This is a genomic window from Natroniella sp. ANB-PHB2, assembly GCF_046097105.1.
Classification (GTDB): domain Bacteria; phylum Bacillota; class Halanaerobiia; order Halobacteroidales; family Halobacteroidaceae; genus Natroniella.
In genome coordinates, this window is the sequence record NZ_CP175562.1 from 2,351,682 (window position 1) to 2,373,446 (window position 21,765).

25 protein-coding genes and 1 pseudogene are annotated in these 21,765 nt (G+C 32.4%); 16 read left to right on the forward strand and 10 right to left on the reverse strand.

Going from position 1 to position 21,765, the window contains the following annotated elements; genetic code table 11:
* Window positions 1-11: 11 nt before the first annotated feature.
* Complete coding sequence (locus ACKF5P_RS11715) at window positions 12-518, forward strand: ferritin (protein WP_408955372.1); 507 nt, start codon at window positions 12-14, stop codon at window positions 516-518.
* 34 nt (window positions 519-552) lie between these two features.
* On the forward strand, window positions 553-735 hold the full coding sequence (locus ACKF5P_RS11720; RefSeq protein ID WP_408955373.1) for a hypothetical protein: 183 nt from the start codon (window positions 553-555) through the stop codon (window positions 733-735).
* Window positions 736-771: 36 nt separating this feature from the next.
* Here ACKF5P_RS11720 and ACKF5P_RS11725 read toward each other — a convergent pair whose 3' ends face one another.
* Entirely contained in the window at window positions 772-1,059 is a 288-nt protein-coding gene (locus ACKF5P_RS11725; RefSeq protein ID WP_408955374.1) for a hypothetical protein, read from the reverse strand.
* A gap of 161 nt (window positions 1,060-1,220) precedes the next feature.
* Between ACKF5P_RS11725 and ACKF5P_RS11730 the strand changes: the two genes are divergently transcribed.
* Window positions 1,221-1,781: a hypothetical protein gene (locus ACKF5P_RS11730; protein WP_408955375.1), complete on the forward strand. Its 561-nt coding sequence runs from the start codon at window positions 1,221-1,223 to the stop codon at window positions 1,779-1,781.
* Between the two features lie 38 nt (window positions 1,782-1,819).
* Here the strand turns inward: ACKF5P_RS11730 and ACKF5P_RS11735 are convergent, their stop codons facing one another.
* The 3 genes from ACKF5P_RS11735 to ACKF5P_RS11745 form a co-directional block, all read right to left on the reverse strand.
* Window positions 1,820-2,200, reverse strand: coding sequence for a hypothetical protein (locus ACKF5P_RS11735; RefSeq protein ID WP_408955376.1), 381 nt, complete (start codon window positions 2,198-2,200; stop codon window positions 1,820-1,822).
* Window positions 2,201-2,204: 4 nt separating this feature from the next.
* The gene (locus tag ACKF5P_RS11740) at window positions 2,205-3,371 is read right to left on the reverse strand and encodes a StbA protein (protein ID WP_408955377.1); all 1,167 of its coding nucleotides are present in this window, start codon (window positions 3,369-3,371) and stop codon (window positions 2,205-2,207) included.
* A 353-nt stretch (window positions 3,372-3,724) separates the two neighbouring features.
* A complete protein-coding gene (locus ACKF5P_RS11745; protein ID WP_408955378.1) occupies window positions 3,725-3,913 on the reverse strand; it encodes a helix-turn-helix domain-containing protein in 189 nt (62 codons plus the stop codon).
* 583 nt (window positions 3,914-4,496) lie between these two features.
* Here ACKF5P_RS11745 and brxL point away from each other — a divergent pair.
* The 7 genes and pseudogenes from brxL to ACKF5P_RS11780 all read left to right on the forward strand — a co-directional run bounded on the left by brxL (window position 4,497) and on the right by ACKF5P_RS11780 (window position 10,272).
* Window positions 4,497-6,437, forward strand: a complete 1,941-nt coding sequence (gene brxL / locus ACKF5P_RS11750; protein WP_408955379.1) for a BREX system Lon protease-like protein BrxL — start codon at window positions 4,497-4,499, stop codon at window positions 6,435-6,437.
* Window positions 6,438-6,679: 242 nt separating this feature from the next.
* A pseudogene (locus ACKF5P_RS11755) lies at window positions 6,680-6,874 on the forward strand (cold-shock protein); the annotation flags it as partial.
* A 138-nt stretch (window positions 6,875-7,012) separates the two neighbouring features.
* A complete protein-coding gene (locus tag ACKF5P_RS11760) occupies window positions 7,013-7,528 on the forward strand; it encodes a carboxymuconolactone decarboxylase family protein (RefSeq protein ID WP_408955380.1) in 516 nt (171 codons plus the stop codon).
* Between the two features lie 204 nt (window positions 7,529-7,732).
* The gene (locus ACKF5P_RS11765; protein WP_408955381.1) at window positions 7,733-8,512 is read left to right on the forward strand and encodes a SigB/SigF/SigG family RNA polymerase sigma factor; all 780 of its coding nucleotides are present in this window, start codon (window positions 7,733-7,735) and stop codon (window positions 8,510-8,512) included.
* Entirely contained in the window at window positions 8,512-9,162 is a 651-nt protein-coding gene (locus tag ACKF5P_RS11770; RefSeq protein WP_408955382.1) for a stage II sporulation protein R, read from the forward strand. Before ACKF5P_RS11765 ends, ACKF5P_RS11770 begins: the two co-directional genes overlap by 1 nt.
* Before the next feature lie 79 nt (window positions 9,163-9,241).
* Window positions 9,242-9,661 (forward strand): C40 family peptidase, encoded by a 420-nt coding sequence (locus ACKF5P_RS11775; RefSeq protein WP_408955383.1) that lies wholly within the window; start codon window positions 9,242-9,244, stop codon window positions 9,659-9,661.
* Window positions 9,662-9,747: 86 nt separating this feature from the next.
* A complete protein-coding gene (locus ACKF5P_RS11780; protein WP_408955384.1) occupies window positions 9,748-10,272 on the forward strand; it encodes a phosphatase PAP2 family protein in 525 nt (174 codons plus the stop codon).
* 460 nt (window positions 10,273-10,732) lie between these two features.
* Here the strand turns inward: ACKF5P_RS11780 and ACKF5P_RS11785 are convergent, their stop codons facing one another.
* From ACKF5P_RS11785 to ACKF5P_RS11795, 3 genes are read right to left on the reverse strand one after another with little or no spacing between them, the layout of a single operon-like run.
* The gene (locus ACKF5P_RS11785; RefSeq protein WP_408955385.1) at window positions 10,733-11,299 is read right to left on the reverse strand and encodes a manganese catalase family protein; all 567 of its coding nucleotides are present in this window, start codon (window positions 11,297-11,299) and stop codon (window positions 10,733-10,735) included.
* 15 nt (window positions 11,300-11,314) lie between these two features.
* Complete coding sequence (locus ACKF5P_RS11790) at window positions 11,315-11,566, reverse strand: spore coat protein CotJB (protein WP_408955386.1); 252 nt, start codon at window positions 11,564-11,566, stop codon at window positions 11,315-11,317.
* 39 nt (window positions 11,567-11,605) lie between these two features.
* Window positions 11,606-11,773 (reverse strand): spore coat associated protein CotJA, encoded by a 168-nt coding sequence (locus ACKF5P_RS11795; RefSeq protein WP_408955387.1) that lies wholly within the window; start codon window positions 11,771-11,773, stop codon window positions 11,606-11,608.
* A 131-nt stretch (window positions 11,774-11,904) separates the two neighbouring features.
* Between ACKF5P_RS11795 and ACKF5P_RS11800 the strand changes: the two genes are divergently transcribed.
* A complete protein-coding gene (locus ACKF5P_RS11800) occupies window positions 11,905-12,060 on the forward strand; it encodes a DUF1540 domain-containing protein (RefSeq protein WP_408955388.1) in 156 nt (51 codons plus the stop codon).
* Between the two features lie 48 nt (window positions 12,061-12,108).
* On the opposite strand, the gene ACKF5P_RS11805 is transcribed toward ACKF5P_RS11800, so the two are convergent.
* The 3 genes from ACKF5P_RS11805 to ACKF5P_RS11815 are packed head-to-tail and all read right to left on the reverse strand — an operon-like array spanning window position 12,109 to window position 16,022.
* Entirely contained in the window at window positions 12,109-13,197 is a 1,089-nt protein-coding gene (locus ACKF5P_RS11805; protein ID WP_408955389.1) for an endospore germination permease, read from the reverse strand.
* Between the two features lie 25 nt (window positions 13,198-13,222).
* Complete coding sequence (locus ACKF5P_RS11810) at window positions 13,223-14,431, reverse strand: Ger(x)C family spore germination protein (protein WP_408955390.1); 1,209 nt, start codon at window positions 14,429-14,431, stop codon at window positions 13,223-13,225.
* 31 nt (window positions 14,432-14,462) lie between these two features.
* Window positions 14,463-16,022, reverse strand: coding sequence for a spore germination protein (locus ACKF5P_RS11815; RefSeq protein ID WP_408955391.1), 1,560 nt, complete (start codon window positions 16,020-16,022; stop codon window positions 14,463-14,465).
* 254 nt (window positions 16,023-16,276) lie between these two features.
* On the opposite strand from ACKF5P_RS11815, the gene ACKF5P_RS11820 reads away from it, so the two are divergent.
* The 5 genes from ACKF5P_RS11820 to rpoN all read left to right on the forward strand — a co-directional run bounded on the left by ACKF5P_RS11820 (window position 16,277) and on the right by rpoN (window position 21,586).
* Entirely contained in the window at window positions 16,277-16,729 is a 453-nt protein-coding gene (locus ACKF5P_RS11820) for a hypothetical protein (protein ID WP_408955392.1), read from the forward strand.
* Between the two features lie 94 nt (window positions 16,730-16,823).
* A complete protein-coding gene (gene nadE / locus ACKF5P_RS11825) occupies window positions 16,824-17,555 on the forward strand; it encodes an NAD(+) synthase (RefSeq protein ID WP_408955393.1) in 732 nt (243 codons plus the stop codon).
* A 66-nt stretch (window positions 17,556-17,621) separates the two neighbouring features.
* The gene (locus ACKF5P_RS11830; RefSeq protein ID WP_408955394.1) at window positions 17,622-18,389 is read left to right on the forward strand and encodes an IclR family transcriptional regulator; all 768 of its coding nucleotides are present in this window, start codon (window positions 17,622-17,624) and stop codon (window positions 18,387-18,389) included.
* Between the two features lie 101 nt (window positions 18,390-18,490).
* The gene (gene ptsP, locus ACKF5P_RS11835; protein ID WP_408956658.1) at window positions 18,491-20,185 is read left to right on the forward strand and encodes a phosphoenolpyruvate--protein phosphotransferase; all 1,695 of its coding nucleotides are present in this window, start codon (window positions 18,491-18,493) and stop codon (window positions 20,183-20,185) included.
* Between the two features lie 75 nt (window positions 20,186-20,260).
* Window positions 20,261-21,586: an RNA polymerase factor sigma-54 gene (gene rpoN / locus ACKF5P_RS11840; RefSeq protein WP_408955395.1), complete on the forward strand. Its 1,326-nt coding sequence runs from the start codon at window positions 20,261-20,263 to the stop codon at window positions 21,584-21,586.
* The last annotated feature ends 179 nt before the right edge of the window (window positions 21,587-21,765 follow it).

Sequence of the window (21,765 nt, forward strand, 5' to 3'; positions counted from 1 at the left end):
GAGTGATATTAATGTTGTCTAAGAAGTTATTAGAAGCTTTAAATGATCAAATGAATTTTGAATATTTGTCTGCTCATTATTATCTAGCCACAGCTGCTTATTGTCAGGAAGAGGATTTAGATGGGTTTGCTAATTTTTTCTGGGAACAAGCTAAAGAAGAACGCTTTCATGCTGAAAAGTTTTATAATTTCATTAATGAAAAAGGAGAAAGGGCCAAGTTGCAGGGCATTCCTGAGCCTAAGAATGAATTTAATTCTCTTAAAGAAGTTTTTGAAATAGTTTTAGAACATGAACAGAAAGTAACGGAGCGGATTTATAAGATTATAGATTTAGCTAGAGAAGAAAGTGAATACTCTACAATTAGTTTTTTAGATTGGTTTGTTGATGAGCAGGTTGAAGAAGAAAGTGTAATGAGTGGATTATTGAAAAAGGTTGAACGATTAGGTGAAAGTGATCAAGGAATCTTTATGCTTGATAATGAATTAGCTCAACGAAGTTTTACCTTACCAGAAGAGTAAGTTGCTAATTATTTAAATAGTAAGGAGAGAAAAGATGAAGGTTAAATCTTCTGAAAGTCTTTTGTTAAGTGCAAAATATGAAATAAACTGGGAGTGTAAAATTTGTGGTAACATAATTTATGAACAAGATTTACTTAATAGAATTGGTAATGTCTACCTAGAACATTATTGGACATGCTCAGAATGTGGTGGGAAATTAAAAAAAAGAAATAAATAAAACCTTAAAGTTGATCAACTTTAAGGTTTTATTTATTTAGTCTAACATTTGTTCGGGAAGGTGACTTGCTTGATCCAAAGCTTGTAAAGTGGCATCAGCTGCATCTAAGTAGTTTTTCACCTTTTTAATATTTTCAGTTAAAAAATTCAAATGATTAGAAAAGACTTCTGTATTATGAAAGAAGATAAATAGAATTATTAAAAGTAATAATAGGTCACTATCAAGATAAGTTAATAAGTTTTGCTGGGAATTACTACTAGGTTGAGGATTAGAATGCTCATTATTTTTAGTAGTAAAATTATTCATTTCCTGTTTATCTACCATGCTGATTAATCCCTCCTTTAATTAAGATTAAAAGTTTTTAATTTCTTTAAATTAACTTTTACAATACATATTACGAAATACATAAAAGAAATGTGATTTTTTAAGAAACTTTTTATCTTTGCTCTAATATAATTATTAGTAGAAGAAGGAGGAGAGATAATATGTATCAGGATGATTACTTATTTTTTCCTGAAGCTCAAGTTGTTGATAAGTTGTTAAGTGTTTTTAATATTCAATCGCAACAGCAATTAGAGCCGAATACAGTTGTTACAATTTTGGGGCTGTTAAACTTATTAAATATTGTAAGTGTAATGCAAGGGCAGAAAGGTTTATCTAATCAATTAACAAGTTTAGTAGATAATTCAAATAATTATCTTGAAAGTAATAATCAAGCTAGTAATTTACAACAGATTCAACAGCTAGTTGATAATGTACAGAACAATAATAACTCTAATACTGGAAATATAGGCGATCTTTTATCTAATTTATTACAACAAGATAACAAACAAACAGCTGGACCATTAAATAATATTTTAGGTATGCTAGGTAATAGTAACTCGGATGGCAAATTAGATCCTGCTTTATTATTGAAACTGATGAATTTGATCAGTCAGATTAAAGATAGTAAAAAAGAAAGTAGCGAATCTAAAGTTCAAGAGACTAATCAACCAGTTAAATCAGAACCCTATAATAGTGAGGAAGGAGGAGAGGAAAAGGAGTGAAAAAGAAATGCCAAACCATAGTGCTATGGTTTGGCATTTTAAAAATCATTCAATATGTTTAAAACCTGTTCTGTTTTTTGTTCTTGGTTTCTACCTTCATAAATTTCTTGAGTTTCATGATGATAGTTTGAAGTGATATTACCTTTTGTTAGATCGTGTAATAATGATTGGTTTTTCTTGATCAACTCTTTTATTTCTGTTAATTCTTCATCAGGTAGATCTTTTTGTTTGTTTTTTGTACCTTCGAATAGGGAAGAAGAAGGCTTGTCTTGATTTAGATAGCTTTTAATTGCATTTCTAATAAACTCTGATTTGCTTTGACAAGAGTTGATTTCTTCTTTGATCTTTGTTATTTCATGATCAGTAAAAAAGTTTTTGGTAATTCTAACACTTAAAAATAGTTTAGACATAGTTATCACCCAATTATCCCTCTTGAGCAGTTGCAGTATTTTTAACCGCTTTTAGTTTCCTTTCTTTTGCTTTCTCTTTTAATTGATTGTGTCTTTTACGTTCTAGTGCTTTTCCTAATTTAACATACCCTCTACAATTGCTCAATTGAGGATTTTTATTTACTTGTTCACAAGGGAATCCTTCTAAATAAGTATCTAGACTTTCAAACAATAATACAGTAGCTCCACCAGTAATTAGAATCTTGTCGATCATTAGGTAAGATTCCCATCGATTTTTAATCTGTAACGCAATATCATAAGCCAGTTTATCAATAGCCTGCTCTTTAATTCTTTTGAATTCATATTTCTCATTTCTAACTTTAATATAATCTTTTCCTTGTAAAATTTGATTTTTAATAATATCTTGAGAAATATCGATATCTAATGAATCTTGAATCTTTTTAAAAATTCTTGTTTTTACTCCATCGTTACAAGAAATTGGTGAATCTTTAATTAATTGACCATCATTAAAAGCAACACAATCAATAGTTAATCCTCCTAAATCTACAATACCAAAACCACCTTCAATTTTTTTGGTAACTAATCCTTCTTTGTTCATGATAAAGTCATAATAAGAAGCTAGACCTTGTGGGATTACTGTTGCTTTTCTAATTTCAATCTCTTTAGGAATAAATTTATTATTAACATTCTTAATCTTAATTTTAAATTTATTTTCTAGCTTATTTTTAAATGACTTTTTGTGATTTTCATAGTATTTAATTGGTAGTCCTGTGATTAAATGTTTTATATTAATCTTATCTGCTTTAGGAAATAATAAGCAAATGCCGGATAATAGTTTTGCAAACTCTTCTGGATCTTCATATTTATTATCAGATAATGAGTATGCAATTGAGGACGAATGCTGGTTTAGAACATAATTTCCGACACGATAACTATTAAGTTCAGGATTTTTAAGTCCTTTGATTAGTTCATCTTGAATTTTAATAATAATTTTTTCTGGATTAAATTTTTCAATCAACTCCTCTTCTTTTCTAATTACTTGAAATGATGTTTCGGACAAGACTCCTTGGTCATCTTTTTCTGCTAACGACGGAAAAATAATCTCTTGGTCATCATTAAGCATTTTAACTGAGTCATAGCCTAAATCAACTCCGAGGACATTAACATTTTCTATTCTCATTGTTAATCTCTCCTTTTAAAATTTTCTATCTATTTCTAATAGTAGAATAGGTTTTTATTCTTCGAGCTAGCTACTTAAAGTTGTTAATTTTATTTAATAAATTTAACTTCTGACTTATAGATAGCTATTTTTGATTTTAGTTTTATAAATAATAGTCTGATTACATTATGTAAATGTTTATAATATGTCTTAGAGTAATTGACCCGTCAAATCTATATCAATATTATAACTCAAGTTACAAATATTGTCAAATAATAAATGTGGTATAATTTATTCTAGATTCATTTAAAAATTAGCTTATCATATTATAAAAAAAATGGTATCCAATATTGGATACCACTTATAACTATTTCTTAGTTTTGTTGTTCGGCTAATTTTTGGTTTAAGAATTCATCCAAGTCTTTTTTTCTAATAATCCATTTACCGCCTAATTTAATACCTGGTAGCTCATCGTTATTTAGCATGTTGTATATTGTTGTTTCAGAACGGTTTAGATATTCAGCTACATCTTTTACAGTAAAATTTTCCTTAGTATTACTCATTTCAGTCATCCCTCCTTTTGAAAATTATTTTGACGAAGAAAGTTTTTAAATAAACTTTTTATTTCTAATAAGAGATTAATTATTTTTAATTAATCTCTTAAATGATTTGTAGCTGTTGATTATTTTTTTAAACTGATTAAATTAAATGCGTTTAGTTTTGTAGATATTAATAAAATAGAGTAACTATAAATTGTATGGTTAAGAAAAGTAAAAAGTTTATATATATTTAATAATAAATAGTTAAAAGTAAAAAAATAGTAGTTATACTTTATATTATACTAGAAATATAACCAAAGTTTCAATAATTTAATACAAAAAAGTAATTTATTTTTAAATTTTAATTTAGTATCAACTAAGAACAATCTTTTAAATCAATTGCAAATTAGGTTTAAATAGGACAAATTTAGATGATATTTAATTTTTTTAATAGTGGTTTGGAGTGAAAATGTAGGTTATTTAATATTAAAGCTGATAAAATTAAGAGGACTTATCTTTTTGCAGGTTATTGGAGTAGTTATCTAGAACTATGAATTAATGAATAACTTAATTTAACTTAATTTAAATAAAGTGGTGATATATCAAAATGGCACTAATAGATAATAAAGCAGAGCGGTTTTTTCAAGAAAAAATTATTGATAAAAAATTAGTCCAGCAGATTAAAGGTAATTTGAGTTTGCCAACTTATTTAATTGAAGATTTAATTTTAAATTACAAGGATGATGAGTTGAGTTTAGCTGAGATTGAACAACTACTGAATCAGCAAGTAGTCAAGAGTAAAGATAATCTAAAGTTGCAAAATCAGATCAGACAACAAGATCAGACAATTATAGATAAAATTATGGTCAAAATTAAAAGTAAAGATGATTATCAAGTTCAATTATTAAATTTAGGCCTTAAAAGGGTAAAGGTTGATCATGAGATTGTTAGAGTATATCCTAACTTATTAGAGAATGGGTTTTGGGCCAAAGTTCAGCTTAGTTATCTTGAAGAGACAGATGAATTTGAAATAATAGAATTGACTCCTATTTATAGTAATGAATTTGACTTGGAAGAATTTAAAGAGAAGCGAGAAAAGTTTACTGACTTTCAGTGGCGTTGCTTTTTACTTAGAAGTATAGGAATTGAACCTTTAGAGCTATCGGAAAGGAAAAAGTTACTTTTTTTAAGTCGGTTAGTTCCTTTCGTAGAAAAGAATTATAATTTTATTGAATTAGGTTCACGGGGAACCGGTAAATCTTATATTTATCGCCAATTATCTGAACAATCAATTTTGGTATCAGGGGGTAAAACTACAGTAGCTAATCTTTTTTATAATATGGGGACTAAGCAAATAGGTCTAGTGGGCAAGTGGGATATTGTTGCCTTTGATGAGGTAGCTTATATTGAATTTAAAGATAAGACTGCAATTCAGATTTTGAAGGATTATATGGAATCAGGCTCCTTCAGTCGGGGTCAAGAAGAGATAGTTGCTGAAGCATCAATGGTTTTTTTAGGAAATATAAATCAAGATGTCTCTGTATTACTAAATCAGAGCCATTTATTTAAACCTTTACCAGAGCTAATGCAAGATATAGCTTTGATTGATCGTTTTCACTTTTATTTACCTGGTTGGGAGATGGATCGGTTAAAAGAAGATTATTTCACTACCCATTATGGGTTGCAGAGTTCTTATTTGGCCCAAGCTTTGAATAAGTTAAGAGAGTTAGATTTTAAAGGGGTAATAGATGAACACTTTAATTTTGATCAACAGATGGATGTTCGTGATAAACGAGCTGTTAAAAAGACTGTAGCTGGTTTTTTAAAACTATTACATCCTCACGGAAAATTTAGCAGAGATGATTTAAGAAGCTATTTAGATATTGCTTTAGAAGGAAGAAAGAGGGTTAAGGAGCAACTAATTAAGATGGCTCCTTTTGAATATGAAGAGACTAACTTCAATTATCTAGAGCGACAAAGTGGGCAAAGCTTTTATACTCATCTTCCTGAACAGAAAATGAATACAGGATTTAGGCGTGAACTGGCCAATCCAGGGACGGTTTATATCGGTCAAATAATTGATGGACAAACTTTTGCTTTACTTAAATTAGAAATTAAAATGAAGAAAGGACAAGGAAAATTAATCTTTACTGGTCAACTGGATCATAGTTTAAAAAAACAGATTAGAAAGACATTTCTTCATTTAAAAAATAGAAAACTAAATTTAAAATTAAAGAATAAAGTTGAACGAAATGATTTTTATGTTAAATTAGTGCCTTTAATGCATCGAGTAACTGCTGATATTAGCAATACATTTTTAATTGCTATCTACTCTCTACTGAATAATAAATCTGTACCTAAGGGCTTGTTGGTTACAGAAAAAAGTAGTTTGTATCGTAAAGTGAAAGCTGATTTTGTACTCAAAGCTTTAAAAGTAGAAAGTGAAACAGGAAGGGTCAAAACCTTATTACCATTAAAGAAAGGTAATATTTTTGTTGAGGTACCAAATGAAATTATTGCTTATGTGCCTCGCTTTATTGAGGTTTAGTTAAATTATCTTACATAAATTAGTATAGGGGTTTTTTATTTAAGTAGTTGACAAGTTTAGGTTTAAGTGTTATCATTATACGATGTAAACAATCTATAAGTAGTGTTAATTATTAGTAAATAGGAGGGATAGATATGGCATCAATTATGGGAGAAGCATTTGCTGATGCAGGTCTTGTTGATGAAGAGGATGTAAAAGAGGTTGCAGTAAAGTCTGAAGTTGAAAATGATGAAGATAGAGTAACTGGAACTGTAAAATGGTTCAACTCTGAAAAAGGGTTTGGGTTTATTGAACAAGAATCTGGAGAAGATGTTTTCGTTCATTTTTCTGCAATTGAAGAAGAAGGATTTAAAGATTTAGAAGAAGGTCAAGAGGTTGAGTTTTCAGTTGTAGAGACTGAAAAGGGATTACAAGCTGAAAATGTAATTAAGTCATAAGAACATAGACCAGTCAAGCTCAGGTGAAAACCTGAGCTTTTTTGATGTCAAATTTTAGCTAGTGACTAAAAATTATTTGATTTGAATTTATAAATTGCTTATAGGACATATTAATTATAAAGGAGGTTTTTGATCAGTATGTCCAGAGTAAAGTTAATCTCTACCGAAGAAGCAACAGGAATTACTAAAGATGTCTTTGCAGAGATTGAAGACCAATTTCAGATGGTACCTAATATCTTTAAGGTGTTGGCCCATCAACCTGATATTTTACGGGCCAGCTGGAATAAAGTAACTAGTACTATGAAAGAAGGAGTTTTATCAATAAAGCTTAAGAAACTGGCTGCTTTGCGTGTTTCTGTTCTAAATCAAGCTGAGTACTGTATTGCTAAGCATTATCAAGGTTTGAAAAATTTAGGGTTTTCTACCGAAGAACTAGATCAAGTCAAAGCTGCTGATTATAGTAATTTAAATGATTTGGAAACTAGAGTATTAACTTTTGTCGACCAAGCTACTAATAATTATCATAATTTAACTGATGATGATCTTAGTCAGTTAGGGCTTAAGGAAGAGGAATTACTAGAGGTAGTTGCTGTAATAGACCTCTTTTCTGGGTTTAATCGAGTAACAGAAATTTTAGCTGTTGAATTAGATTAAAGTCTTAAAAGAATAAGATTTTAATTTAATTTTTTAGTTTAATGGTTTAAAAAATAAATAATGATAGTTTTAATCCATATGATAAGTTAGAAATAATCATATGGATTTTTTTGTTTTATAAAGATAAATTTATAAAAATAAATGTATATCTCTGGATAATAATGTTAATAATAGATAATACAAAGAGAGTAAAGGGGTGTTGGTATGGGTTCAGTTGAATTGACTGGGGTTGATACTTCAAAATTACCTGTATTATCTAATGAAGAGATGATGGAACTTTTTAAAAAAATGAATACTGGTCAAAAAGAGGCGAGGAGAGAATTAATAAGCAGCAATTTAAAATTGGTTTTAAGTGTTTTGCAGCGTTATAGAAATAGCAGTCATCCAGTAGATGATTTATTTCAGATTGGCTGTGTTGGTTTGGTAAAAGCAGTTGATAACTTTGATTTAAATAAAGGGGTTAGATTTTCTACCTATGCTGTACCAATGATTATTGGGGAAATAAAGCGTTATTTAAGGGATAATCGTGAAATAAGAATTAGCCGTTCTTTAAGAAATACTGCTTATCGAGCTATGCAATTAAAGGAGAGGTTAAGAAAAAAGAATGCTGAAGAACCAACACTAGATCAAATTGCTGAAAAATTAGAAATGTCAAGAGAAGAAGTTGTTTATGCTTTAGAAGCTACTAAAAGTCCTATTTCATTATACAAACCTGTCTTTGAGGATGAAGGTGAACCAATTAGGCTAGTTGACCAACTTAGTGAAGAGGAAGGTTTAAAATTAACAGATGAGATTAATATTAGAGAGGCACTTAAGGTTTTAACTGCTCGAGAAAGATTGATTATTAAACTTAGATTCTATCAAGGTAGAACTCAAGCTGAAGTAGCAGAGCGAATTGGTGTTTCGCAAGCACAAATTTCTAGGCTACAAAAACGAGCAACTAATAAATTATATGAGGCTGCTGCAGTTAAGGAGGGGAAATAATGAAGCGGATTAGATTAGTAATACTTATAAGTGTTGCTTTGGTATTATTGTCTTTGTGGGCTAATAGTCAGGCTTTTGTCTTAGTAGATGATGATTATCAGCCAGAGGATTTATTAAGGTTACATATTATTCCCAATAGCAATTCAATCGATGATCAAATTTTAAAGCGTGAGATTAAAGAGCAAGTGATAAATATAACCCAGGCTTTACTATCCGATAAAACTGATATAAGTCAGGCTGAGCTTGAATTAATTAATAATAAAGAAGAGTTAGGGGTTCTGATAGAAGATGAGCTTCATACTAAAGGTTATGACTATCAGGTAGAATTAAATATAACAGAGACTTACTTTCCGACTAGAACTTATGGAAGCTTGACTTTAGAGGAAGGAGATTATAAAGCATTAGAGATAATAATTGGACAAGGGAGAGGAGAGAATTGGTGGTGTGTCTTATTTCCTCCGTTATGCTTTGTTGACTCTAATGAACAGTTTGTATCTGAAGGAAATGAAGAGGTAGTGACTGACATAGGACATCAAGAGGTTGACTTTAAATTTAAATTAAAATCAGTAGAATATTTAGAAAAAAATCAGTGGGTTAAAGATAGGCTAACTTCAATTAACTTAGCCAATATATTTAGAGGAGATAATTAAATTAACTCCGCACCAATTGCTAATTATTACATATAATAATAATAAAATTGCTTGAGTAATTAGTGAAAGGGGCGGAATTATGGATAGAAACAGGGAGGAAAAAATAAAAGAAGTTGTTAGTAAATATCGTAACATCCCTTATAAGCATAATGGACGTTCTTTAAGAGGTTTAGATTGTTTAGGATTAATTATCTTTTTTTATAAGGAGTTTGGGATTGATATTTCTTATAAAGACAGAAAATACTCTAAGCAATGGTATAAAGAAGATTCAGGAGTTTACTTAAGGGAATTACTAAAAGTAGGAAGCGCAGTTGAGTTTGATAATTTACAAACATTAGATCTAGTTTATTTTGAATTATTACCTGATGTAGTGACCCATTCAGGGGTTATGGTTAATGAACATCAATTCATTCATATCTTACAGAAAAGAAATGTAGAAGTCAGTTCCTTTAATCGCTTTTGGAGAAAAAAATTTGCTGGAGCAAGGAGATTAATCTGATAATTTAACCTAATTTATGATTTAATATTGAGTCTAAGCAAAAAATATAATATAATATGTAGTATCAATAGGAGAGGAGCAAGTAGATGAAAAGGTTATTACAGAGGGTTATTAATAGAGATGTCCAATTGTTTTATTTGTTCAATCATAAGCTTAAATGTAGATTGTTAGATTTAATAATGCCTCGAATAACCCATTTGGGAGGAGCATTATTTACTTGTAGCTTAACAATTTTGTTAGTTCTTTTCGGACAGGGAAGGTTAAAACAGACAGGATGGCAGGTTTTAATAGCTTTAGTAAGTAGTGGAGTGGTAGTACAAATAATCAAGACACTTGTTGATCGAAACCGACCATACAAAGTCTTAAAAGAGGTAAACATAATAAACCCTCCTTTTTGTATGCGTTCTTTTCCTTCGGGTCATACAACAGCTATCTTTTCAGTGGCAATTGTTTTTGGAATTAATTTTCCTAGTTTAAGTCTTCTTTTTAGAATGATTGCTGGGTTAGTTGGATTTTCTAGAGCTTATATTGGGGTGCATTATCCTTCTGATATATTAACCGGTGCATTAATTGGAATTTATTTTTCGAATTGGGCCCATGGTTTAATCTAAAATAAACTTTTAATCTTTTAGCTAACCTGAGGGTTAGCTTTTTTATTTTAGATATTTTAAGCTTATTAGTTGCCTGATTTGAGCATAGTAATTAATAAGTGTTTAAGAGAGTTAAATAAAAATTATCAAGAGCAGGTTGAATTGGTTATAATAGGGGTGGTCTGTTACGCGAAAAGTTGAGAAGAATGTATGCCATTGCTGATTGAGAATAAGCAATTATGAGACAATTTGGGTATAAATGGTAGGTGATACTCACGGGAAGGTCTTGGGAACAGATATTTGCAAGGTTAGCAATTGATTATCAGGAAGAGATAAATAAAAAAGTCCTGTTTTACAGGACTTTTTTATTTATCTCTTAAGTTTAAGGTTGAAGTTAAGTCTAAGACAACCGTTAAAAACATAAGGGTTTTTAGTTCTTGCTTAAACTTAGACTTGGACTTAAATTTAAGCGATATATCAATTATTCTTCATTTTCGAGATAATCTCGAACGATATTCAAAGCTTCTCCGAAGCGTTGAAAATGAACTACTTCCCTTTTCCTTAAGAAAGTAAGGGTTTCAATTACTCCAGCATCATTACTTAAATCAATTAAGTTTTCATAAGTTGCTCTTGCTTTCTGTTCAGCAGCCATATTTTCATGTAAAGTAGCTATGGGGTCTTCATGGGCTTGGATGTAAGATGCTGTCCATGGGACTCCTGCAGCATCATCAGGAAAGATTGCTCGCCCATGTTGGGCGTAATCAGCTCCCAGTCCTGCTCTACGCAGTCTTTGGGGAGAAACTCCCTCAGTCAACTTATAGATTAATGTACCAATAATCTCCCAATGGGCCAACTCTTCTGTACCTATATCGGTCAAGATGGCTTTCGCCTCATCAGTTGGAATCACATACCTTTGGGTTAAGTACCTAAGTCCTGCCGACAATTCACTATCTGGACCACCATATTGAGCAGATAATAATTTAGCTAATCCTAAGTCAGTTCTTGAAACTCTGACTGGATATTGAAGTATTTTTTCATATCTCCACATTCTTTCTCCTCCTTGTTAATATTCAATTTGCCATGGCCATGGACTTTCTGGATATTCCCATGGATAGTCACTAGGATGCATAATATGCAACGGACCATATCTTTCTTGATACTCCATTCTCACCTCTCTAAGCTGTTGAGAGTAGAAGTTATACTCTTCTAATGCAGCTTGATCATCTAAGTGGGTATCTAAATATAAAGCAAACTCAAGAACGGTGAATTCTAATGCTTGGATCTCTCTAAGTAGCCTAAGCTCTTCTCTAGTCATTATTTCACCTCCAATTTAACCAATTTAAGATAAGATTAATTATCTTCTTCTAACATACGGGATATCTAGTTCAGGAAAGATTGTTCCTTGTCTTAACCCCTCCTGAGGTGAGTAATGTTCTTCATAGATTTGAAAAGGAACAAATGCCTCAGCTAATCTTAACTCTAAATATCGCCCACCTTCAAAACTTTCTTTAGTTGGTGTCATTAGTTATCCTCCTTGAAATAATTTAGTACATCATATTCACTAAAACTTTAAACTGTTAATTAAATTTTTTTAAATAAATAGTATATTAACTTTCCTTTATCAAATAATAAAGCTGTAAGGGGGGAGAAGCAATGGCATTAGATAATGTAAAATGTAATGTAAGCAACTGTAGGTATTGGGAACAAGAGCACTGTACAGCTTCAGCAATAGAGGTTAATGTAGATGATGGGGGAAATAGAGCTGATCGATTTGAGAAGACTAATTGCCGGACTTTTGAAGATCAATAATTATCTAAATAACTAAAAGGACACAGTTAACTGTGTCCTTTTAGTTATTTATTTAGCTAGTTTTTTGATTTTAATAATAGTCAAAAAAAGCAGTGGAATTCCAAATGTTAAAGCAAGTCCCATTGTAGCTATAATTTCCATAAAGCTGAATATTTCTAATAGGTTTTCGGGAAAGAGAGCAATAAAAGCAATAATTGGAAGTAGAATAAAACTACTAGAGTTTTGATGCTTAAAATTGAATAAATCAGCTAAACCATAACTGCTTATATAAAAGTAAGGTGCAAAGCTGGTAAATGCAATAGCAATCCATAAAAAGAAGAAAAGAAACTCCAGCCGACCAAAGAAAGGTACATTTAATGCCTTAAGTATAGTAAGGGTAGGCCAAGTAATATATTGAATTGCTTCTACCCCATAAAAACCAATCACTAGGACTGTAATGAAAAAGTAAGTTAGAGTAACTACTAATAACCCAATTAGTGATGATTTTAAAGCTTTTTTTTGTTCCTTGATAAAAGGAAAGATGATAAACATGATATCAACTGCAAGGAAACTATACATCGTGAGATATGTAGCTTCTATAACCTTAAGGGGTTCACATTCGAACATTGGTCGAAAGTTAATCAAATTAATATTAAGGGCCATCGGGGCCAAGACAAGAAAGATGGGAGTTAAAGCAAAAAAGAGAAACTCATCTAATCTAGCTAAAGCCTTTGTTCCTCGGCTGACTAAATAAAATCCTGTTAATAAAAAGAGGGCTAGTGTTATTGGAATGGGTGTTTTAGGTAACTTTACACTAGCCAATATAGTCATAGAAATCCTTGCTATTAAGCCTGTTACTAATGTGGCATATAGGATATAGCTAAGGCTGATAATCTTACCAAGATATGGGCCAACAACCTTATCACTATAACTAATCAGTGTTTCATTAGGAAATTTAATAGCCAACTTATAAAGGAGAAAAAAACCTATACTCCAGAGCATGCCTGATATAATAATCGGCAACCAGCTATCACGTTGGGCTACCTCAGCTAAAGAGCGTGGTAGAGATAAAAAACCTGTTCCCACAGCATTATGAATAATAATGAAGATTAATTGTCGATTTGAGATCTGCTCTTTTTTTATTTTGCTAAGCTCCATATTATCCCTCCTTTGCTCAATAATCTTAGGTAGCAATTCCTAACCGTCTAATTCTAGAGTTGATATTGACTTCTATCTTTGCCCTACTAAAGTCTTGAATCCAATCATCTGGATCATATAGCTCAAAATGTTTGGCCCTTGTAATTTGACCTAAGCCAATAGGATCACTCTTTAATTCTTGTAAAATATCGAATAATAGATAAATTTCTCTTTTTAAGTTTGAACTGAGTTGTTGCTCTAACTCTTCAATGGTTAAAGGGCTATCAATCAGTCGCCTAAAGGTTGTATCTTCATCAACATCAGCATCTATGGTTAATTCAATCTCGAATTTGAGTTTGCCATCTTTAAAGTCAGGTTCGATCTTGACTCTATTGTTTTGAATATAATAGTTGACTATCTCATCTTCAATCTTGATCTCTACCTCCCCTTTAAGGTTTTTTTCTTTTAGAAGTACCAAAGCACGTGTCTCTTTTTCTCTTAACTTGCCAACCATTTGATCACCTTTAAAGATTGCTACACCCTTAACTTCAATATCATCTTCCCCATATTTAAGCAGAGGGATAATGGGATCAATTCCGGTAGTCAGCAATGAAATAAAGAAATCATTTAAAGTTATTTCTGGTAAAATTAGATCATCGACTGCTCCATAAAATAATAGTTCCAAATATTCACCTACATTATGGGTTGGAGCAACCTCGATATCAATAATTTCTTCAGCTCTGCCAGGAGTAATTGCAAATAATGTATTGCCTGGTACAATAGGATCTCTCAAGAAAAAATCAAGGTGAGGTTTAAGCCCCTCTTGAGCTACTGCTTCACTAAAGATTACTATTCGTAACATTGCTAAAGAGAGCTTACCCATAACTCTAGGCTGTAGATCCTTAAAAGCAGTATGGAGTGAAGGGCCACTGAATTTGAAATTGCTGACTTCCTCAGGGGCTTCTTCCTTTAAAACAGGAATCTTGGTTGAAAATAAGTAAGCATCATCAGCTTTCTGGTCAAATGTAATGTAGGTTGGGAATCTTGTTCGATCTATCTCGCTGACATCCCAACAGCCTGCTATTGATAGTAGAATTAAAAATAAGGTTATGATTTTAATTTTATTAGTAAGGAAACTATATCTTTTAGAAACTGTGGATAACTTGTTAAGTATATTATTTTTGAATGGGTTACTTAGACTCAGACTTAATCTTAACCTAAAGAGGGTATTAGCCCATTTTGATTTTTTCGACATAGATAATTCCTCCTTACTAATTGGTATTTGACTATTCTTTGTCAGGTTGTCTTTTTTTCTGTTGAGTAGGGGTCGATTCCGGTCTTTTATTCATTAATTTGTGGGGGACTTTGATGAAACTATCCTTTAAATCAGCTAATTTAATAGGAGCAAAGGGAGCAAAATAGGGTACCCCAAGGCTTTCTAAGCTACAAAGGTGGATCAAGATTAAAAGCCAGCCGATCATTAAACCATAAGTACTAAATACAGCAGCCAATAACATCATTGAAAATCTTAATAATCTGAGTGGAATCGTTGCAGAGTAGCTAGGAATAACAAAAGAAGCAATAGCTGTCAAAGCAACTACAATTACCATCGGAGGACTGACCAGACCTGCATCTACCGCAGCCTCTCCTAAGATCAAACCACCTACAATTCCAATTGTCTGCCCAATTGGCCCGGGTAATCTAATCCCTGCTTCTCGTAGAAACTCTAAACTTATCTCCATAATAAATGCTTCTAAAACTGAAGGGAAAGGAACCCCTTCCCTTGCTGTAGCAATCGATAATGCTAGATCTTTTGGTAAAAGTTCATGGTGAAAAGAGACTAAAGAGATATAGATAGCAGGGAGACTGACTGTAATAAGAACAGCAACTACTCGAAAGAGCCGCAATAAACTTGCGATATAAAAGTGATCATAATAATCTTCAGGTGATTGAAGAAATTGAATGAATGTCGTTGGCATAATACTAGCAAATGGTGAGCCATCCAATAATAAGACTACTTTTCCCTCTAATAGATTAGCTAATGCTTTATCTGGACGTTCTGTCGTTTGAAATTGTGGAAAGGGGGAGGCCCAGTTATCTTGAAAAAATGCATTGATATATCCAATTTCTAAGACACCATCAGTCTGTATATTATCTAATCGACTGTTGATCTCTTCAATAATATTTTGATCTGCTATATCATCAATATAAATGATAGCTAGATCGGTTTTGGTTCGTTCTCCAACCTGTTGAATATCAATCATTAGGTTGTTATCTTTTAATCTTCGTCTGATCAGAGAAATATTAGTCGATAAAGGTTCAATAAAGGATTCTTGGGGGCCTCTAGTTACAGCTTCTATCTGTGGAGTTTGAACTTCTCTTTTTTCTAACTCTTTAATACCTAAGATAAAGGCTTTAGGGAGTCCTTCAATAAATAAGATAACTTCTCCACTGAGGAGTTTTTCTAGTGATTTAGTTAAAGATTGAGTCGTTTCAAGCTCTCCAATTGGAATAGTTGAATTGATCAGGGTATCATTGATCTCTTTTTTTACTGTTCTATTAGTAGAGTCGAGTTCTAAGTCAAACATTAATGATCTTAAAACTTCTTTTTGTAAGATGTCTGCACTAATAAGTTCATTAAAATAGATAACTTCAGCATCAATCTGTTTTTTTCTACCGAGGTGGAAGCTCCTAAAGACTAGATCACTACTAGGGGCCAAATTATTTTTAAGATAATCGATATTATTTTTAAGGTTACTGCTAACTACTTCTGTTTGATTAAAGTCTAAGCGATCTATAATCTTTTCAGACTCTGATTTGAAAAAGTTTTTTATTTTATCCCACATATGTAATTACCCCACTATAAGTACTTATTTTTCCAGTTGGTTAATAGTATATACTATTAGTTCTTTTTTAAACGTTTTATCTTGAAACTATGTTATAATTAAGTCTAAGTAAGAGCTAAGTCCTTATGTTTTTAGGTAGGCTTAGCCTTAATCTCAGCCTTAAACTTAAGCTATATATATCAATTAAGCAAAGAAAAGTTTTTGTTTAAGATAATTCCAGTAGGGTATTTTAATATTAAGGAGGTAGGATATTAGTGACATTTAATACTGAGCAATTTAATAAACAGGGAGAGAAGATTAATTGTAGAGAAGCAATTACTTTTTTAAATAGTTTAACTACTGCTGAACAAGGGATCTTATTTGACTGTGTTGTACCAGAAATAAGAAATGAAGAGCATCCATGTGGTATATCTAAACCAATTCCTTTTTTAAAAGCAGCCAGTTATGAAGAAAAATTAATGTTGATCATAGTTGAATATAAGTTATATCTTGAGGAATCTGACCAGGGCCAAGAGTTAGCTTTAGAGGTTCCTTATGATCAATTAGAAATTTATAAAACAAAAGATAGTTTGAATTTAATAACTGAAAGAGAGCAACAATTACAAATTAAGCTACATAATTCATTCGAGTTTGCTTATCAATTACAACCAGACCTATCATTACCGACGTATCCACTATTAGATTGGTTGGCAAGCCCCTTCATTTAAGCTGATTATCTCTAAATTCCTTTTTAATCTAAACTCTTTATGATATAATTGACACATGAAATCTTAAGGGTATAATTTGATTTGGAGGGATAATATGTTAGACAGGGATTATACTAAATTAACAAATCAGTTGGTGGATTGGATTAGAAATCGGGTAGAGCAGGCAGGTTGTCAAGGGACTGTGGTAGGTTTGAGCGGCGGAATTGATTCGGCAGTAACTGCTGTATTATGCCAACAAGCCTTTCCAGAGCATAATCTAGGCTTGATTTTACCTTGTTATAGTGATGCCCAAGATGCTCAAGATGCTAAGAGGTTAGCAGATGAATTTAAGGTTGATTATCAGGTAATTGATTTAGCAACTACTTTTGATCAGTTATTGATGGCAATTGAAGGAGAGAAGGAACTAGTTAAGGATATGTCTGTGGCCAATATTAAACCACGCTTGCGAATGACAACTTTATATTATTATGCTAGTAAAAGAAATAGTTTAGTGGTAGGGACTGATAATCGTAGTGAATTGAAGATTGGCTACTTTACAAAACATGGAGATGGAGGAGTTGATATTGCTCCACTGGGTAATTTAGTTAAATTGGAAGTAAAGGAATTAGCTAAAGAGTTGGGCATTCCTAAACAGATTATTACCAAACCTCCTTCTGCGGGATTATGGTCAGGTCAGACTGATGAAGATGAGTTAGGGATCACTTATCAACAATTGGATAACTATATTTTGACAGGAGAAGCTGACCCTGAAGTAAAAAAGAAGGTGGAGCGGTTAGATAGTCAGAATAAACATAAATTACAAGCACCTCCGATTCCTAAATTTTAGTAGCTTTTTATTTGGAATAAGTTATGATATAATAAATTTCATAATCTAAAATTTGGGGGGCTGAAGATGGGAAGTAAAAAGGTACAATCTGTGGATAGAGCTTTAGATATTTTAGAGATCTTAGTTGAAGTACAACGACCGATTACACTAAGTGAACTCAGTAAAAGAGCTGATCTGAATATCAGCACGGCTCATCGCTTATTAAATACATTAGTAATGAGAGGTTTTGCAGCCCAAGAAGAGAGTGGAAAGTATAAATTAGGTCTGCATCTATTTGAAATAGCAGGTACTTTAGAAAATTCGATGGATTTAAAGACGGTGGTTAAACCTTACTTAGAAGAAATTGTGGAAGAGTGCAATGAAACGGTTAATTTGGTCATCTTAGATCAAGGTGAAGTCTTATATGTAGATCAGGTAGAGTCAACCAATATGATTAGGATGTTTGCTAATGTTGGTAGTAGAGGGCCAGCCCATTCATTAGGAGCAGGAAAGGTTTTATTAGCTCACTTAGATGAAGAGCAACTAGATCAAATACTAGATCAAATTGAGCTAAAAGAATTTACTACAAATACTATTACCGATCCAGCTAAGTTGAAAGAAGAGTTAGCTAAGATTAGAGAGTTAGATTATGCTGTTGATTTTGAAGAGATGGAAGAAGGAGTTCGCTGTGTAGCAGCTCCAATTAGAGATGGTAATGGAGAAGTAGTAGCTGCAATCAGTGTTTCTGGCCCTAATATCAGAATTACAGAGCAGGTTTTATATGAAGAGCTGGTTCCTTTAATTACAAATAAGGCAGAAGAGATATCGAGTAAATTGGCTAATTTAGGTTTATAAATGGGAAGGTAGGTATGTTAAATGAAAATAATCATAAACTCTGCATTGTGAATTATAATTAGATTTGATAAATAAGGGGAGGATATAAATTGAGTAGGCAGATGATTGGAGTTGCAGCTTCCCCAGGAATTGCTATTGCTGAAGCATTGGTATTGGAAGAAGAGTTAGCTTATAATAGAGTTCAGATTGAAGATATTGCAGCGGAAAAAGCTAGGTTAGAAGAAGCATTAGCAACTTCTAAGGATGAACTGATAGCGCTTAAAAAGAAGGTAGAAGAAGAGATGGGTAGTGAGCAAGCTGAAATATTTGAGGCTCATTTAATGATCTTAGATGATCCAGAATTGATTTCAGCTACTGAGAATAAACTTGAAGCTGAAAGTATTAATGTAGAAGCAGCTTTAGAGGAGACGATTGAAGGGTTTATTAATATGTTTGCCAGTACGGATAATCAGTATCTGCAAGAGAGGGCCAATGATATTCGTGATATTGGTAATCGTATTTTGCGAAATTTATTGGGAGTTGAATCTGAACCTGTGGTTCAATTGGAGAAAGAGGTTATTTTGATTGCTGATGAGTTAACTCCAACTGATATAGCTAGAATTGATCAGGAGCAGGTATTAGGCTTTATCACTAAGGTTGGGGGGCGGACTTCTCATACTGCTATTATGGCTCGATCACTAGGAATTCCTGCTGTGGTAGGGGTTAGAGAGATTTTAGAAGTTATAAAAAGAGGAAGTAACGTTATAGTTGACGCGGTTGATGGAATTGTAGTTGTAGAGCCTACTGAAAAACAAATAGCAAAATATCAGAAAAAACTAGCAGGCTATCAACAGCGAAAGGAGAAGTTGGCTCAGTTGAAAGATTTATCTGCTGAGACTGAGGATGGCCACAGGATGGAACTTGCAGCAAATATTGGGACTCCTGCTGATGTAGCTGCTGCTTTAGCAAGTGGGGTCGAAGGAATTGGTCTTTACCGTAGTGAGTTTTTATATATGGGTCGTGAAGCACTACCCACAGAAGAAGAGCAGTTTGAAGCTTATAAGGAAGTAGCTGAAGGGGTAGATGGAGCGACGATTATTAGAACTTTAGATATTGGTGGCGATAAAGAGCTTTCTTATTTGGATTTACCAGTTGAGATGAATCCATTTCTTGGTTATAGAGCAATTAGAATCTCTTTAGAACGAACTGACATCTTTAAGACACAGTTGCGAGCGATCTTACGAGCCAGTAAGTATGGAAATGTTAAGATTATGTATCCTATGATTTCATCTTTAGAGGAGTTACAAGCTGCTAATCATATATTAGCAGAAGTTAAAGAAGATTTAGTTAGAGAAGGTATTGAATTTAATCTAGAGCTGGAAGTAGGAGTAATGATTGAAGTGCCGGCAGCAGCGATGATTATTGATCTGTTGGCCCAGGAGGCAGATTTTTTCAGCATTGGAACCAATGATTTGATCCAATATATGACTGCTACTGATCGAAGGAATGAAAAGGTAGCTGGTTTATACCAGCCTTTCCATCCAGCGGTATTGAGGTTAATTAAACAGGTGGTCGAAGTAGCCCATGAGCATGATAGTTGGGTTGGAATGTGCGGTGAGATGGCTGGGGATAGAAGGTTGGCCCCGTTTTTAGTAGGGGTTGGATTGGATGAGCTTAGCATGAGTGCAGCTTCTATTGCTGAGGTTAAGGAAGTTATTAGAAAAATAACCTTACAAGAAGCTAAAGAAGTAGCTGAGCAAGTCTTATCATTATCTCAACCCCAAAATATCGAAGAATTTTTAGCCAATTACTGGTAATAACTACTCAGACTTGAGTAGTTCTTTTTTTTGTAGTAAACTATAAGTAAAGAATTGAAAGAGGTGAGTAAGATGATGGAATTAAATTATGAGCTGGATATTAAACAAGAACAGCAATTAGTTATGACTCCTAAGTTGCAGCAGGCTATAGAATTATTACAACTTTCCTCTTTAGAATTAAAGGATTATATAGATGATGAGATGATGGAGAATCCTTTATTAGAGCTGGAGGATGATTATGATTCCTCCGTAGCTGATTATGCTAACTATACAACTGATCAAGAAGAGGTTAATTATGAAAACTTTATTGCTAAAAAGTTAACACTAGACGAGTATTTAAGGCAACAGTTAAAATTGGTTGTTAGTGATCCTTGTGAAGAAGAGATTGGAGAGCAGATAATCGGTAATTTAGATCAGACAGGCTTTTTTACTGATATAGATAGATTAGCTAGAGAATTAGAAGTAGCTACAAGCCAGATTGAGGTCATTTTAGAAAAAATTAAGAGATTTGATCCGATAGGAATAGCTACTTCAGGAATGGAAGAAGCATTAGTAGTCCAATTAGAAGAGTTAGAAAGTAATAGAAATAAACAAGAAATTGAGTTGGCTAAGGAGATTGTTAGTAATTATTTGGAAGAAGTAAGCAAAAATCAGATTAGAAAAATTGCTAAGAATTTAAAGATTAAACCGATTCACGCTCAACAATTGATCGATTTAATCAAGACATTAGACCCTGTACCTGCTAATAAATTTGAGAAGGTAGTTACTGATAACAGCTATATAGAACCTGATATTATTATAAAGAAGGTTAATAATAGGTATGTAACTATCTTGAATGATTTTAGTTTTCCTACTTTACGCATTAGTAAGTATTATAAAAGATTGTTGGCCCAAAATAAGTCAAAAGATGAGTTGCAAGGGTATATGAAAGAGAAGTTAGAATCTGCTCTGTGGTTGGTTAAGAGTATAGAACAACGCAGAAGAACAGTTTGTAATATAGTTGAAGAGTTAATAGACCTACAACACGAGTTTTTAGAAAAAGGATTGAAGTATTTAAAACCATTGACTATGAAAGAGGTTGCTGATCGGATTGAGATGCATGAATCTACAGTTAGTAGGGCTACCAGCAATAAGTATATCCAGACCCCTTACGGTTTATTTCCAATGAAATTCTTATTCAGTGGTAGCATTGACACTAAAAATGGTCAAGTCTCAGCTGTGAGTGTTAAACAGCAGTTACAAGAAGTAGTTGAGAATGAAGATTCTCGTAAACCATTAAGTGACCAAAAGATCAGTCAAAAATTAGCAGAGAGGGGAATAGATATTTCACGAAGAACGGTTGCTAAATATAGAAAGGAACTGAAAATTCCTAGTTCACGAATGAGAAAGAGATATAATTAATATTTTTCTAGAGATCAGATTATCTAATCTGATCTTTTTATTAACTTGCATAGTAACTTATGTCATTTGCAATTAAAGGGTAATGAAATTTAAAGCAGGAATTTTCACTCTTTTATTGAAGTTATATAAAACAGAGTTTTGTAATTAGAAATAAGTATTATTAGTTTTAGAAGGAGAGG

Bases quoted from the DNA above. Each gene is read 5' to 3' on its own strand.
- ACKF5P_RS11715 (WP_408955372.1), top strand. From the start codon at position 12: ATGTTGTCTAAGAAGTTATTAGAAGCTTTAAATGATCAAATGAATTTT.
- ACKF5P_RS11720 (WP_408955373.1), top strand. From the start codon at position 553: ATGAAGGTTAAATCTTCTGAAAGTCTTTTGTTAAGTGCAAAATATGAA.
- ACKF5P_RS11725 (WP_408955374.1), bottom strand. From the start codon at position 1,059: ATGGTAGATAAACAGGAAATGAATAATTTTACTACTAAAAATAATGAG.
- ACKF5P_RS11730 (WP_408955375.1), top strand. From the start codon at position 1,221: ATGTATCAGGATGATTACTTATTTTTTCCTGAAGCTCAAGTTGTTGAT.
- ACKF5P_RS11740 (WP_408955377.1), bottom strand. From the start codon at position 3,371: ATGAGAATAGAAAATGTTAATGTCCTCGGAGTTGATTTAGGCTATGAC.
- ACKF5P_RS11745 (WP_408955378.1), bottom strand. From the start codon at position 3,913: ATGAGTAATACTAAGGAAAATTTTACTGTAAAAGATGTAGCTGAATAT.
- brxL (WP_408955379.1), top strand. From the start codon at position 4,497: ATGGCACTAATAGATAATAAAGCAGAGCGGTTTTTTCAAGAAAAAATT.
- ACKF5P_RS11760 (WP_408955380.1), top strand. From the start codon at position 7,013: ATGTCCAGAGTAAAGTTAATCTCTACCGAAGAAGCAACAGGAATTACT.
- ACKF5P_RS11765 (WP_408955381.1), top strand. From the start codon at position 7,733: ATGGGTTCAGTTGAATTGACTGGGGTTGATACTTCAAAATTACCTGTA.
- ACKF5P_RS11770 (WP_408955382.1), top strand. From the start codon at position 8,512: ATGAAGCGGATTAGATTAGTAATACTTATAAGTGTTGCTTTGGTATTA.
- ACKF5P_RS11775 (WP_408955383.1), top strand. From the start codon at position 9,242: ATGGATAGAAACAGGGAGGAAAAAATAAAAGAAGTTGTTAGTAAATAT.
- ACKF5P_RS11780 (WP_408955384.1), top strand. From the start codon at position 9,748: ATGAAAAGGTTATTACAGAGGGTTATTAATAGAGATGTCCAATTGTTT.
- ACKF5P_RS11785 (WP_408955385.1), bottom strand. From the start codon at position 11,299: ATGTGGAGATATGAAAAAATACTTCAATATCCAGTCAGAGTTTCAAGA.
- ACKF5P_RS11790 (WP_408955386.1), bottom strand. From the start codon at position 11,566: ATGACTAGAGAAGAGCTTAGGCTACTTAGAGAGATCCAAGCATTAGAA.
- ACKF5P_RS11795 (WP_408955387.1), bottom strand. From the start codon at position 11,773: ATGACACCAACTAAAGAAAGTTTTGAAGGTGGGCGATATTTAGAGTTA.
- ACKF5P_RS11800 (WP_408955388.1), top strand. From the start codon at position 11,905: ATGGCATTAGATAATGTAAAATGTAATGTAAGCAACTGTAGGTATTGG.
- ACKF5P_RS11805 (WP_408955389.1), bottom strand. From the start codon at position 13,197: ATGGAGCTTAGCAAAATAAAAAAAGAGCAGATCTCAAATCGACAATTA.
- ACKF5P_RS11810 (WP_408955390.1), bottom strand. From the start codon at position 14,431: ATGTCGAAAAAATCAAAATGGGCTAATACCCTCTTTAGGTTAAGATTA.
- ACKF5P_RS11815 (WP_408955391.1), bottom strand. From the start codon at position 16,022: ATGTGGGATAAAATAAAAAACTTTTTCAAATCAGAGTCTGAAAAGATT.
- nadE (WP_408955393.1), top strand. From the start codon at position 16,824: ATGTTAGACAGGGATTATACTAAATTAACAAATCAGTTGGTGGATTGG.
- ACKF5P_RS11830 (WP_408955394.1), top strand. From the start codon at position 17,622: ATGGGAAGTAAAAAGGTACAATCTGTGGATAGAGCTTTAGATATTTTA.
- ptsP (WP_408956658.1), top strand. From the start codon at position 18,491: ATGATTGGAGTTGCAGCTTCCCCAGGAATTGCTATTGCTGAAGCATTG.
- rpoN (WP_408955395.1), top strand. From the start codon at position 20,261: ATGGAATTAAATTATGAGCTGGATATTAAACAAGAACAGCAATTAGTT.